Genomic DNA, 12,564 nt, shown 5'->3' on the forward strand with positions numbered 1-12,564 from the left:
ACTCAACCTCCCGCCGCATAGTCGCGCCTGCGCTTGATCCAGTCGCGCAACCAGGCGAAGACGTTCATGGCCGGGACTAGACGCACGATCTCCTTGCCGAGCTTGGCGCCCCAACCCAAGGGGCTGCCCATGCCGAGCACGACCGACGCCACGCCCAGGATCAGCCAGCTCACGCCGATGATCCACACCGCGCGATCGATGCGCCGGCCCCACACGACGTACCAGCGGGATTCCAGCCGCTGATACCCCAGCTCTTGTCGGTTGATCTGGTCATTCAGCGATGTGATCTGGCGCTGCGTGGCCTGAATCGCGACCTTTGTCTGCTCGGCATCGAGGAGAACTTCCTTGTGTTCATCCGATGCCGCAGCGAGATACACCTTGCCCGTGGAATCCGAATGAGGGACCGCGCGCTGGACATGCCGCTCGGCCGACTCGGTGTGTGCGACGACACCCGCAACGCCGTCAGAAGCGGCGACGACAGGTTGCGCGATTGGCGCCAGCCTCGTTCGGCAGCCCGCCAGCGCCAGCGTGATGAAGATGATTCCGATCAGCCGCATCGTTTGATCAACAAAGACGGACTTCAGCAGGCGGATGTCACCCTTCAGCGGCTTGGCGCCGGCGGCGGCCTTGAGCGATGACGGATGAAAGTCCGCCGGCCGTAGCGCGCGTCCTTTCTTCGGGTCGCGGTTCACGTTGGCCAGCATTGCCAGGATCGCTGCCGTGTGATTCCACTCCTGCTCAATGCGGCCCTCCGCCATCAACAGGAGCTGCCGCAGCGTCATTCCGCCGGCTGGCACGCCGACGATGCCGGCACACTGCCAGATGAGACACTCGGCATCAGCGGCGGCTGATCGTCGGCCTTCTCCAGCTCGCGCAGGATCGCCGCCTCCAGTTCCGGGCTGTCCAACCTCGTCTCTGCCCGGCGGACGATCGTCTGCTCCAGCGTGCGCAGCTTCGCCATCGCCTTGGCCAGCACCCGCCGCCGGGCCTGCGGGAAAAAATCGACCAGCTCCTCCAGCAGCGCCGTCGTCGCCGCGTCGATCGCATCACCTGCCATGGCGCGGCCGAAGTCGGTGTCGCTGATCTGCTTGGCGTCCGCCTCCGGCTTGCAGAGGCAATAGATCACATCGCACAGAAGCAGCGGATCAGTCACCAGGCGATCGACCAACTTGCCCTCGACCACTTCCAGCAGGTTCACGCTGGCCAGGTCGCGCACGCGCTTGATTGCGTCCACGTTCACCGTGACGGTCCAGGTGCGGCCGGCGTTATCAGCGAATGTCTTCATCACGAGCCTCAGCAAAACCTGGCTTGATCCATCGATGTCGGATATCTTCTGGGCGGCTGGCGGCACTCCCCGGCGAAGGTTCCTTCCTGCTTCGCCACCCGTGGGCCGTTTTCATGCGCCCATCACGGTGCGATCGTCTTCCAGATCGGCGCGTTAGCTGAATACGTCGGCTTGGCCGTGACCTTCACGCTGATCGCGTCCTCCAGCGGCTCATCGCGGCTGAAGTCGATGATCGAGCAGTCGGCCCACAGCCCCTGGCTGCCGTTGGTGGTGATGTCGCCGTCCATCGCCGCCAGGCCGATCAGCGTGTTGTTGAAGTACGCCTGCTGGATGGCGGTGAATCCGGCGTCGGCGGTGTCCCACACCATCTCGAACTCGATGGTGCCTTCCTTGAGCGTGCCGGCGGTGGCGCGCCAGCCCTGGTTGGCGCGCGTCGTGACGTCGGCCTCGCCTTTCTGGAGGTTGAGCGTGACGTTCTTGACGTTGCCCAGCAGTGTCCAGGTCGGCGTGCCGCCGATGCCGGCGACGCAGAAGTAAAGCTTCGCGTCCAAGCCGAGTTTCACGCTCATGGTCTTATCCTTTCACCGAGTTCGCCCACATCGCGGGCAGGCGGTCCCTGGTCTTGTCCAGCGCCGGCCCCATGAAGGGACGCCTGGGGTACTGCTCGTTGCGGAAGTGCCCGCCGAACTCGTGGGCCTTTCCACTCGTGCCGGCAACTTCCACATCAGGTCCGATGACCACACTCTGTATCGCCTTCTCCACGGCATACTTCAGGGCGTTACGCAGGCGCCCCGCGCGCGTGTGCGGCGGCGTTCCCTTGGGCGAGGGCCTGGCGTGCTTCTTGATCGAGCGGCGCGCAGTGAGACGGATCGCAGCCCCGGCGTGGCCGAGGCTGGTGATGTTGCCCTTGCGCGCGGCACTGCTCACCTTCCTGGCGTCGAATCGAGTCCTGGTTTTGGTGCCGACCATGTCTGCTCAGCCGCTTACGTGAGTGTGATGTCATTGTCCACGGACGTTTCGGCCTGTCGCGCAGCAGCATCGGCGGCCTGGCGCGACTCCTGCGAGCGCACGGCCTGCTTGATGTAGTCGATCACCGCCCGCTTCATGAACTGCTGGCGGCTGATCCCCGACCCCGCCTGCCAGCCGTGTGCCTCACAGAAGGCCGCGAGCACTCGCGGCGCCACGGCGTCGGGGATTTCGATCGTCAGTTGAGCCATGTGTGTCTCCCTGCTGGCTATCCGGTTACCTGCACGATGTGCACAGCGGCGACCCATCTGATCGTCTTGCTGTTCTCGCCCTGCACCTTGACCACCAGCGCGTTGTTTGTCGCATCAGCCTCGACGCTCACCGTCCAGGCACTGGCGGCAGGGTCTGCGGCGAGAACCTCCACGGTCGGTGTACCGACCAGTGCGGTGGTGTTGCCTGTGTTGCGGTCGATGGCACCACGGATCTGCCACGCCTTGGTCTCATCGTTGGCGTCTGTGCGCCGGGCGATCAGCCAGATCACGAACACCCAGGACGTATCCTGCGGCACGACCATGCGCTGGAAGCTGCCGTCGATGAGCAGCTCGCTCAGCGTGTTGTTGGCCGTCTGGCGGCGGATGACCATCCGCCTGCCCTGGGCATCACCGGTTGTGCTAAAACGTCCACCGGCGAAGGTGTGCTCTCCCGTCCAGTCGCTTTTGGAGAAGTAGCCTTCGGCGTGCCCACCAAGCCCCCAACATTGAGTCTCCTGGCCCTCGGCATGAGCGCCGGTGTTGCTCGTGATGGTCCTGTAGCCTTCGGCGTGGGCCGCCGTGCCGTAACAGTCGGTTTGATAGCCTTCGGCATGGGCGTAGGCGTCACGGGCGATCGTCTGATACCCCTGGGCGTGGGAGTAATTGCCGATCGCCTGGGTCAAGTAGCCCTCCGCATGGGACAGCGTGCCCGTGGCCAAGCCGCTTCCCTCCTGCACGTTGCCGGTGAGGCTGGCGATTCCCGTGGCGGCAAAGCCGTTGCCATCAACGCTCGCGCCGACGGACATGCTGGTCGGTGTGGGCGGCGAAAGAGGGCTTGCATTGTCGTTCCAGCTCGGTTCAGCGTCATCGTACACACTGCTCTGGCCGACGAGCTCGCGCCAGAATTGGAAGTCCGATGATCCGCCGTAGTTCTTCCAGATCTGATAGCCGGAAGCGCCACTGACGGCGGGCCACGACCAGGTAATCGTGTAGTTGGTGCTGTTGCCGGAGTCATCGGTCAGCGAGGCCGAAGCGTAGGTGCTACTGTAGACCTTCTGGCCGCCGACCAGCTTGTAGGCGTAGACCCGGATCTCGTGCGTCTGGCCGTAGTTCCAGTACTCCGAGCCATCGCCGTAGGTGATGGACCCGTTGGCGCTGGTCGGCCCGGCGATCGTGGCCAAGTTGGTGATCACGGCGCCGCTGGCCTGAAACCCGCCCGCCGCATCTCGGCGCATGATCTTCGATGCCGTCGGGGCCGAGGTCGCATCCGTGATGTCGGCCGAGACGTGCGTGTGCGGGCCGGGTTGGCCCGAAGCGCGATAGCCCATCACCAAGTCCCTCCGACAATCGTCACCGTATCGCCAGCCGTCCCCTTGACCTGCACCTCGGCCAGGTTGATGCGCTGAAAGTCGTGCCACTCGCCCGGTATCCACGGCACATCTGAGCCGTCGTCGCCTCTGAAGTTGACGACCCCGATGTTGCCCGGCGGACAGGAGATCGTCACCGAGCCCACCAGCGGGCCGGCCGACAGCGGCTGGTAGTTCGCGGTCACCGTGACCTTGCGCAGGATGAGGTTGTTCATCGCTCTACCTCGCGATGCGGAACGTGATCGTCAGCACGCTGGTGAACACGCCCTTGGATTCCAGGTGTTCCAGCGCGTAGATCGGCTGGTTCTCCGTCCTGACCCAGATCGCATCAGGCCGGGTCGTCAGCCGTTTCAGGCGAAGCTGATCGGCGATCTGCTGCACCGTCTCCATGAGCGCATCCAGCGAGGCGGTATCTGCGGCATCCACCTTCTTCTGCACGGCGACATCGACGGCCACTTCGTGCTGGTTGAGCGTGCGGCCGAGGTTCGTGATGGTGATGCCCTTGGGCACGACCGACACGCGCAGCGTTTTGAGCTGTCCCAGGTCGAACTGCGGGCGATAGAAGCGGACGGCTGTGAAGCCCAGTGCCGCGTCGTTCAGCTCTGCGACCACGGCATCGGCAACCAGGATGGACAGCGATGGGTTCACCTACTTCTCCTTCGCGGAAGTGGACAGGCGCTGCCCCTCCAGCAGCGCCAGCCTTCGCTCCACCGCCTGGTACTCGGCCCGCAGGCTGCGGCTCTCAAAGATCATCTCGTCCAGCCGCTTCTCCAGGTTGTCGAGCTTGGTCGTGACCACGCCCCACTGGATGGTGACGGCGATCAGGCCGAACAGCGCGGTCACGAAGACCGCGGCCCAGCCGCTCCATTCGATGCGATTTGATCTGTCCTCGCTCATGGTGTGACCACCTCGTCCACCTGCTTCGTGTGGATCCGCAGCGTCCGCCGGTACGGATCGCTGTAGCGCCAGCACGGCTCATCGCCAGGCCCGGTCACCTCGTAGATGAAGCTGCGGGCATCCTGCGTCTCGACGATCTGATCGCCGCGCTGGGGCAGGATCGGGTCATCCTCGAGCACGAGGTCTGCGGCGAAGATCAGGTAATCGCGCGACTCAACCCGCAGCACCGCGCCGCCGCCATCGTCCAGCTCGAACAGCGTCTTGCCGATCGTCGCGGCGACGGACACCGACTGCTCGCCGCGCTGGTACGTCACCTGGCGCGTGGCGAACTTGTTTCGCTGGTCCTCCAGCCACGCCGATGCTCGTTCCAGCAAATCCGCCACGGCGATGACCTCACTGGCTCATGCGCACGCGCACGGTCGCATCGGCATCCGCCGCGGCGCGCGTGGTCTTGCCCAGCAGCTTGTTGCCCGCGGCTGTGGCGGTCGCCTGCTGCGCGGCGGCGTTCCAGTACACGGTCACGCCCGCACCGATCGCGCTGCCGCCAGCGGTGGATTTGGGGAAGTCGAAGATGCCGGCCACCGCCAGCGAACCTTGCTGGTTGGCCGCGATCGGTCGCACCGCCACGCCCACCAGATCGTTCTGCACCACCACCGCGCCCGCCGCCACGTCGGCGCCGGGCGTGTAGTCGATCGACATCCCATCCTGGACAAACTGCGCGCCCATGTTCGTTTCCTTTCAAATCGGCAATCGGCAATCGCAAATGCCCTATGCCTCGCCCTTGCTCTTCACGCCGCCGCGCAAGTCCTGCAGCGCCACGCCAAAGTCGTGATAGCCGCGCATCTGGATGCCCAGCACGTTGAAGTCGGCCTCCGCCGTTTCGATCGTGGGGCTTTCCTGCCCATTGAGGAACGCGACCTCGATGACAGGCAGGTCCGCAGGGTCGGCCAGTAAGTACCACGCTTTGGCGCTGTTGCCGGTGTACTTGGTGTTGGACAGGTAGCGGCTGACCTCGGAGCGAAACTTGCCCTGGTGCGGGTTGGCGACGGGGAACTTGGTGTTCGCCGTCGTGTCCCGGATCTCCAGGCTCTTGAAAAGCTGCGTGCCGATCGCCGACAGCGCCGTCGGTACCAGCAGGATCTGCGGCATGACGCCGATCGGCTTGCCGTCGGAGTCCACCTGGTCCATGAACGTGGTCTCGCACTTGGTCAGCCCGTCGATGCTCAGCGCGGTGTCAGCGCCGGCGATGTAGTTCTTGTTGCCGGCGGTGAAGAACGCGGCGTTGTCCAGGAACTTGGTCCAGAAGACATCGTTGATCTTCAGGCCCGACCCGCGACCGAGCTTGCGCGGCACAGTGGTGATCGCGCCCAGGTCGTCGTTGATGATGTCCCGGCGGTCGATCGAGAGCATCAGGCCGAAGGTGTCGGCCTTGTTGCTGTAGCTTTCGTTGCCCAGAGTTCCGTGCTTCAGTTCTCCGCCGGGCTGCACCATCTCATAGGTGTCGGCGCCGATCAGGCGATAGCTGGTGACGGTCTTGAAGTCGCTGACATTGCGGACGGCGCAGATGTTTCGCCAGGTCCGCTCGACCGAGAAGAAGCCTTCCAGCAGGAATTTGTTCGTAACCGACGAGAGGATGCCGCCGATGTCGATGGTGCTGAAGCCGGCCTCGATGTCGCGGGCAAAGGCGAAGCCTTGCCGCGCGAAGGCGAAGCGCAGGACCGAGCGGCTGTCGCGGAAGTTGCGGCCGGTGTAGCCGTTGGCCCACGCCGCCTCCAGCAGCAACTCCTGAAGACCAATGCCTCCGCGGAAACGCCGGCTGGCCTGCTCCAGGGTCTGCTCGTCGTAGCACTTTTCCACGTCCCCCAGGCGCGCGGTGAGCATGCACGCAGCTTCGAGGATCGTGCCGCTGAGCGAGTTGTCGGGCACGTGAATGGCCGGAACTGACGGAGCCTTGGGACGGCTGGCGCGCAGCACCTCCAGCTCGCACCTGGTAGCGTCCCAGCCATCGCGGATCGCCAGGGCTTCGATGCCATCGTACTTGCCGTCGCAGATCCTGCGGATCGCGGCGATGCGACTCGTCTCCGCCAGGGCGTTGGCGCGAATTGCGGCGGCGGCGGTGTCAAGCGGCGCAGTCGTCGCAGACGCCGTGGTGGTGTCCGTTGTGACGGCGACGCCGCCATTGTCGATTCCATCCATCTCTTGTTTCTCCCGCTTGGCTTGGACGCTGGCGCTGGTCTGGGCATCGGCGCCCAGGTCGACGAAGCTGATCTCTCCCAGCGTCGCCTTGCGCACCACGTTCACCGGGCCGGTGTAGCTGCGGCCGTTGACCATGACGCTCTGGTTTTCCTTGACGAACTCGAACTCCTCGACCCCAGCGCCGATGGACGCTTGCCAAGGGAAGCCGTTCTTGCTCGAAGCGACGACTTCCTTCGCAGCCGCGGTATCGCGCGAGACGATGCCGCTGGCGACGAGCTGCCCGCCCTCCACGCGGATTGAGTCGGTGTGCCCGACGCCGCTGCCGGCGTCGTGACCGAAGCGGATGGGCCGGCTCTGCGACGGAATCGCCAGGCCCGCCAGGTCCACCACGACCGGATGCCGCCACCCCGCCACCCGCATCGGCACACCCGTGTAGGCGACCATGCGGAAGCGTGGCAGGGCCGGCTTCCCATCAGCGCCGGGTGATGATGCTTCCAGCTCGAACTGCATCGAACCGGTCAGCTCAAGGGGTTTGGCGTTGTTCTGGGGCATCTTCTTCCTCCGAATCGGTCTCAGCGGGATCGCTCTGCGATGGCTGCGCGCCTGGGATCGACAATTGGAGCCGGCGCATTAAGGCAACTTCTTTTGCGCGCTGCTGAAGCTCGGCCTCCCAATCCTTCCCTTGGCGGGCGTACTCATAGGCGAGCGTGGTCGTGTGATTGGCCAGGCGTGTCGCCTGTGCGTTCGCTTCTTTCGCGGGATCGACGTGCTCCTGTCCATCCCAGAACCACTGGTGGGGCAGGTCACGGAAGCTGGCCGTCCGCATCCATAGTGGCAGCAGACCCGAGATAAGAACCGCCTCGTTCAGCCACGCCTTGAGGATGCGGTCCAGCACAACCGTGGCAAGCTGGCTTTGATCCACGCGAATGCTCTTGAAGTAGGTCTGGTGATCCAGCCTTCCGGAGGCGTAGTTGTAGCCGCTGCTGTTGCCGGCAGCGACGTTGAACGGCATGTTCAGACAGCGGGCAATCTCGTTGAGGATCTGGCTCTTGAACTCGCCGTACGTCGTCGCGGGTTGCTCGGCTTGGATCTGGCCCAGCTTCCATCCGCCCGGCAGGACCGTGGCCATACGCCGCTCCAGTTCCACCACGTCCATCGGCTCGACCGGATCGGCCTCGCCATTGGCAGGCGAATCGGTGAACAGCACCGCCGCGAAGTCCGCCGCCGTCTCTGCCGCGGCGATGACCGCCAGCGTGTAGCGGCGAAGCTGCGCAAACAGGGGCAGCGCCGGGGTGATCTCCGGGATGCCGCGGCTCTGGCCGGGACGGTCAGCGCGGTAGTAGTGGATCATCGAAGCCGCGGGGATGCGGGCATACGTGTTGGTGCCGGCGCTGAGTAACCCGGCGTTGCCAGGGTGTGCCTTGAGCAGGTGATATTCGACCGGGTTGCCCCAGGCGTCGAAGACGATGCCATCCACGGCATTAGCTGGCGGCTGCCCGCTGCCTGCCGGGAGTGGCGTGGCGATCTGGTCGGCTTCGATCAGGCGCAGGTCCAGCTTCACCGGCGCATCGACGGCGGGGTTGGCCACGAGCATGGCGAAGACCTCGCCGCTCTCGGCCCTGGCCATGCGCATCGTCCGCAGCTTCTCGGCCAGGCGGATAGCTTCGGCCCAGCGAGCAAAGAGCTGCTCGATGAGCCGATTGGCGGCCGGATCATCACTGAGCATCTGGAGCCGCGGCCCCGTGCCGATGCAGTCGTTGGCAATGGTCAGCACGATGCCGCGGGCGTAGCTGTTGTTGGCGACCTCGTAGCGGGCACGGCAGCGGAGGATGCGCCGCACGACCGGAGAGTTGGCGGCGTCCGCCGAGAGATGATCGGCGTTGGCCCAGTGTCGGCGGTTGTCCTCATTCGTGACGGCAGCGTCGTAGCGGCCGCGCACGCGGATGGGCACGTGGACCATTTGCACGATCCGCCGCGCCGCACCGAGAACATTCCTGATCCAGCCGAGCATCAGTCTGCTCCAGGCGGTGAGAACTTCTTCAGGGCGATCCCCAGCCCCTTCGCCTTCGCAGCCTTCTTGCTCGCCAGGTACCGGTCCGCCGCGATCTGGTCGGGCAGGGGGTGCTGCTGCATCGAGCCGCTGTCGCCGCTGGCCTTGGCCGGTCCCTTGGCGTTCTGTTCGATTGTGCTGTTTAGCTCCTCAGCCATGTTTGCCTTCTGCGCTGTGGCAGCGACATCGGATCGCCTGCACGCGCCGGCGGATGCTGCGCATGCGCTGCGAGATAGCCGACTCGGAGACGCCGTGCCTGGCCGCCATCTGCCTCTGCTGCATGCCGCGGAGGTGGTAGTCGATGAGGTACTTGCGGCTGGCGGGGTCGAGCTGGCGCAGGACAAAGTCCGCCTCCTCGCGCATCTCCAGCTCGCTGCCGACCGGGTCGGCTTTTGCGGCAATCGTGTCGCCCAGGGTCTGATCGTGCTCCGTGTCGCAGCCGCCGATGCGCACGTCCAGAGACGTAACGCGCAGCGGCGGACGGGTGCGGCGGATGCCGTTGCGCTGGCGCAGGCCATCCAGCATCGCCCCGTGGATGCGGGACGCGGCATAGGTGCGGAACATGACGCCGCGATCGGGGTTGAAGGTCCGTGCAGCCCGCAGTAGCCCCAGATAGGCGTCCGACTCCAGTTCCTCCACATCCACGCACCCGGGCAGGCGCGCGCACAAGCGGTGCGCCAGCTTGCTGGCGAACTCCAGGTGTTGCTCGACCAGCTCGTCGCCAGAGGCGCGGGCGTGGCGTGGCGGAACTGCGGCGACCATGCCCGCATCATCGGCGCCACTGCGATGCGCTTGTGGGTGATGATGGCTTGGACGGAAGGATGGTTCGATATATCGAACGATCTGCGGGGGAGGGTCAGCGGCCGATCGGTTTCTCGCGGGTGACGATCCGCCGCCCGCAGTGTCGGCACTCGCGCACCCGCATCAGCGCGCCGCCTGGCTTGGGTTTGCCGTAGATGACGCGCAGGTGACGGCAACCGCAGCGGGGACAGGCCAGTCCCACGGTCGGTTCCGTTGTGGGCGGAGCGGTATTTGGCGTGCTCATCCTCGCCTCCCTTGGATCATCGATAGCTTCATCCTCGGCCGCGGTGGGCCTTGCTTTTGGTCCACCCCGAACAAGACAGCCCCCTGCATCGACCCCGCGACGGCGCAGCCGACCAGGCAGTCCAGCCAGTGATTGTCGGGATTGCCGGGCTTGGCTTTCCACTCGTCAACGGCTCGCCCGCGCGCCTCGGTCTTCACCCGGTACTCCGCAGTCAGGTGCTCAGCCAGGAGCTGGTGGTCCAGTCCCATTGACGGTGCGAACAGCGACAGACAGCCCGGATCGCCCATCGGCACGGCAAGTCGCGCGTGGACGAAGCTCTTCCAGTAGTTGGTGTCGATGACCACGTGCCGCACCGAGCGGCGACCCTGGACGTTGGGCATGCGCCAGTGAAGTCCGATGCGTTCGCCGGCCTTGCGCTTGTAGTCGCTGAACGGAACGCTGCTGGCACCGACGTAGCGGCCGTGGCTGGGCATGACCACGGTGCCGTGTAAGCACTGACGGCAGAACTGGTAGATCACATCTGTCGAGTTGCCCCAGTTGGCGTCGATCAGCAGACGCTCGATTCGCAGCTCGGCGCCATCGTCGCGGCGGAACTGGCGGCAGCACAACCGGCCGACCAGCGCCTCCAGGCCAGCGTAGATCGCGCCTTCCTGTCCAGTGCCTTTGTGAACGACGGCCAGCGTGCGCTTGGCGTCCTTGAGCGTGAAGTACGCCCGCTTGGGGTCGGGGTAAGCGCCGTAGTCGAGAATGCAGCCGCTGAAGTCATCTTCCCAGCCGCACACCATCCAATAGAGCAGCGTTGCCTGCACGTCGATGAAGGCGACGACGTGATTGACGCCCATCGGCACTTCGCCACGGCGCATGCCGTTGGTCTTGGCCACGATCTGATCGACCGCGAGCACCCCTTCATCGGGCATCGCCTCCGGCAGCGGCTGGTTCTGATACTCCGCCCAGAACGCGGCCTCGTCGCGGAGCTTGAGGTTCATCGCGTGCTGGATCGCGGAAATTTCGTCGGCGTTGTGACGCGCCGGCCAGGCGACGGCAGCGCCGGCATCCATCTCCACCTGGTGCTCGCGATAGAACTCGGTCGCTTCGTGGCCATCGCCATCGTTGCGGAGCGAGTCGGAACGGAGGCGGGCATACTCCGCCCAGAGCTTCTCATTGGCGGGGAACGAGTAGACCAGGCGTGTGCGTTCTCCCTGCCATTCCGGGTGCTTCGCGCGGTCGAGGATCTGATCTGCCAGATCATCGTTGCGGATGACCGTGCAGGGCATGACCGCGGCGATGCGCTTGCCGGGTCCGGCGAGGTTGAGGATAGCGCCATTCACCACGGCCAGACGCTCATGCACCTGCGCCGGCGAGCGAGCCGACTGGTCGGTTTGCGGATCGTCAATGACCACCAGCGATGGGCGAACCGAGACCCCATCGGGTCGGATGTGCATGGCGCCGCGCACGTTGCCGAGCAGTCCCGCCGTGCGAACGATCGTCCCGGAGCAGCGGCTGCCGGGGATCGTGGGCAAGACGATCTGATCAGCCGTCCACCCGACGTGCGTGAGCCGCCCGTAGTAACGCTGGCCGCTGCAACGCCGGCTTTCGCCTTCGAGGCAGCGGATCGGATACACGGCCTCCGGGTAGTCCTCCAGAAGCAGTTCATTGTGCGCCAAATGGCTCTTGAGATTGTTCAGTGCTGCCGAGGCATACTCGGCCGTTGCGGCGATCAAAAAGACAAACGGGTGCCGCCCGGTAAGCAGCGCCCACAGCGCCGCCGTCTGGCAAAGCGTCGTCTTCCCGGATCCCCTGGGCATGGCCATCGCAAACAAGCCGCCGCGGATAACCGCCTGCTCGATCCTGGCGATCACCTTCAGGTGATCGTGCGACCAGGCGAGCGTGAAGAGCCGCGGGAAGTAACTCTCGCAGAAAAAGCGAAAGTCCGTGTCGGCCCGCGCGCGGCGCGCGACATCGCGCACCGGCGGCATCGCGCCGATGTCCTGGCCGGCCAGCACCAGCGCTTTGCTTTGCGCCTTGGCCCGTGCCTTAACGACCTTGTACGCCTGCGAGTCCATTTCTGCGAATCAGCTCCGCTGCAATCCGCGCATGCTCCTCGACCGGGTAGTGCTCATCTGCGACACCAAGTGGCAGGAGATACGACGCGATCAACTCGATTTGGCGGCGCAGCTCTGTGGCATCCTCACTGCTTGCGCCCTCGCCCCTCGATGAACCGGCGTACAGGTCAAGCAGGCGGTTCAGCTCCCGCTGCGCCTGAAGCGCCGTGCGGATGTCCTGAGCGGCGATGCTCTTGGCGTAGAGGTCATCGAGCCGCATGACCGCGCGCCCGATCTGCTCATCCCGGTTATAGTCGGCGGCGACGGTGATGCGCTTGCGCGCCTCGGCCACGATCTGCCGGGCTTCGTCGGCGCCGCCGCCATTCTGGACGGCGAATGCCTCGGCGGCCTGGGCGCTCATGCCATTGACCAGGAGCAGGACCACCCGGTCGCTCATCGTCTGTG

General features: G+C 65.2%; 18 protein-coding genes. All 18 read right to left on the bottom strand.

Going from position 1 to position 12,564, the window contains the following annotated elements; all coding sequences use genetic code 11:
* Positions 1 to 2: 2 nt before the first annotated feature.
* Positions 3 to 797 carry a hypothetical protein gene (locus ACQS5P_RS16745; protein ID WP_428937764.1) on the bottom strand — a complete coding sequence of 265 codons (795 nt, stop codon included), beginning with the start codon at positions 795 to 797 and terminating at the stop codon, positions 3 to 5.
* Positions 779 to 1,285: a hypothetical protein gene (locus ACQS5P_RS16750; protein ID WP_428937765.1), complete on the bottom strand. Its 507-nt coding sequence runs from the start codon at positions 1,283 to 1,285 to the stop codon at positions 779 to 781. Before ACQS5P_RS16750 ends, ACQS5P_RS16745 begins: the two co-directional genes overlap by 19 nt.
* A gap of 122 nt (positions 1,286 to 1,407) precedes the next feature.
* Complete coding sequence (locus ACQS5P_RS16755) at positions 1,408 to 1,854, bottom strand: phage tail tube protein (protein ID WP_428937766.1); 447 nt, start codon at positions 1,852 to 1,854, stop codon at positions 1,408 to 1,410.
* A gap of 4 nt (positions 1,855 to 1,858) precedes the next feature.
* Positions 1,859 to 2,254, bottom strand: coding sequence for a hypothetical protein (locus tag ACQS5P_RS16760; protein ID WP_428937767.1), 396 nt, complete (start codon positions 2,252 to 2,254; stop codon positions 1,859 to 1,861).
* Positions 2,255 to 2,268: 14 nt separating this feature from the next.
* Complete coding sequence (locus ACQS5P_RS16765; protein ID WP_428937768.1) at positions 2,269 to 2,502, bottom strand: hypothetical protein; 234 nt, start codon at positions 2,500 to 2,502, stop codon at positions 2,269 to 2,271.
* A 17-nt stretch (positions 2,503 to 2,519) separates the two neighbouring features.
* Complete coding sequence (locus ACQS5P_RS16770) at positions 2,520 to 3,830, bottom strand: hypothetical protein (RefSeq protein ID WP_428937769.1); 1,311 nt, start codon at positions 3,828 to 3,830, stop codon at positions 2,520 to 2,522.
* The gene (locus ACQS5P_RS16775; RefSeq protein WP_428937770.1) at positions 3,830 to 4,084 is read right to left on the bottom strand and encodes a hypothetical protein; all 255 of its coding nucleotides are present in this window, start codon (positions 4,082 to 4,084) and stop codon (positions 3,830 to 3,832) included. Before ACQS5P_RS16775 ends, ACQS5P_RS16770 begins: the two co-directional genes overlap by 1 nt.
* Positions 4,085 to 4,088: 4 nt before the next feature.
* On the bottom strand, positions 4,089 to 4,517 hold the full coding sequence (locus tag ACQS5P_RS16780; protein WP_428937771.1) for a hypothetical protein: 429 nt from the start codon (positions 4,515 to 4,517) through the stop codon (positions 4,089 to 4,091).
* The gene (locus ACQS5P_RS16785) at positions 4,518 to 4,766 is read right to left on the bottom strand and encodes a hypothetical protein (protein WP_428937772.1); all 249 of its coding nucleotides are present in this window, start codon (positions 4,764 to 4,766) and stop codon (positions 4,518 to 4,520) included.
* Entirely contained in the window at positions 4,763 to 5,149 is a 387-nt protein-coding gene (locus tag ACQS5P_RS16790; RefSeq protein WP_428937773.1) for a hypothetical protein, read from the bottom strand. Before ACQS5P_RS16790 ends, ACQS5P_RS16785 begins: the two co-directional genes overlap by 4 nt.
* Before the next feature lie 10 nt (positions 5,150 to 5,159).
* The gene (locus tag ACQS5P_RS16795; RefSeq protein WP_428937774.1) at positions 5,160 to 5,492 is read right to left on the bottom strand and encodes a capsid cement protein; all 333 of its coding nucleotides are present in this window, start codon (positions 5,490 to 5,492) and stop codon (positions 5,160 to 5,162) included.
* Positions 5,493 to 5,534: 42 nt separating this feature from the next.
* Positions 5,535 to 7,514, bottom strand: a complete 1,980-nt coding sequence (locus ACQS5P_RS16800; protein ID WP_428937775.1) for a hypothetical protein — start codon at positions 7,512 to 7,514, stop codon at positions 5,535 to 5,537.
* Positions 7,486 to 8,973: a phage portal protein gene (locus tag ACQS5P_RS16805; RefSeq protein ID WP_428937776.1), complete on the bottom strand. Its 1,488-nt coding sequence runs from the start codon at positions 8,971 to 8,973 to the stop codon at positions 7,486 to 7,488. The genes ACQS5P_RS16800 and ACQS5P_RS16805 overlap by 29 nt, the downstream gene beginning before the upstream one ends.
* Entirely contained in the window at positions 8,973 to 9,170 is a 198-nt protein-coding gene (locus ACQS5P_RS16810) for a hypothetical protein (protein WP_428937777.1), read from the bottom strand. The genes ACQS5P_RS16805 and ACQS5P_RS16810 overlap by 1 nt, the downstream gene beginning before the upstream one ends.
* Positions 9,163 to 9,774 (bottom strand): sigma-70 family RNA polymerase sigma factor, encoded by a 612-nt coding sequence (locus ACQS5P_RS16815; protein WP_428937778.1) that lies wholly within the window; start codon positions 9,772 to 9,774, stop codon positions 9,163 to 9,165. The genes ACQS5P_RS16810 and ACQS5P_RS16815 overlap by 8 nt, the downstream gene beginning before the upstream one ends.
* Positions 9,775 to 9,868: 94 nt before the next feature.
* A complete protein-coding gene (locus ACQS5P_RS16820) occupies positions 9,869 to 10,057 on the bottom strand; it encodes a hypothetical protein (protein ID WP_428937779.1) in 189 nt (62 codons plus the stop codon).
* The gene (locus tag ACQS5P_RS16825; protein ID WP_428937780.1) at positions 10,054 to 12,120 is read right to left on the bottom strand and encodes a terminase gpA endonuclease subunit; all 2,067 of its coding nucleotides are present in this window, start codon (positions 12,118 to 12,120) and stop codon (positions 10,054 to 10,056) included. The genes ACQS5P_RS16820 and ACQS5P_RS16825 overlap by 4 nt, the downstream gene beginning before the upstream one ends.
* Positions 12,092 to 12,556, bottom strand: coding sequence for a hypothetical protein (locus ACQS5P_RS16830; protein WP_428937781.1), 465 nt, complete (start codon positions 12,554 to 12,556; stop codon positions 12,092 to 12,094). Before ACQS5P_RS16830 ends, ACQS5P_RS16825 begins: the two co-directional genes overlap by 29 nt.
* Between the last annotated feature and the right edge of the window lie 8 nt (positions 12,557 to 12,564).

The organism is Fontivita pretiosa (genome assembly GCF_050410795.1).
GTDB classification, from domain to species: domain Bacteria; phylum Planctomycetota; class Phycisphaerae; order Tepidisphaerales; family Tepidisphaeraceae; genus Fontivita; species Fontivita pretiosa.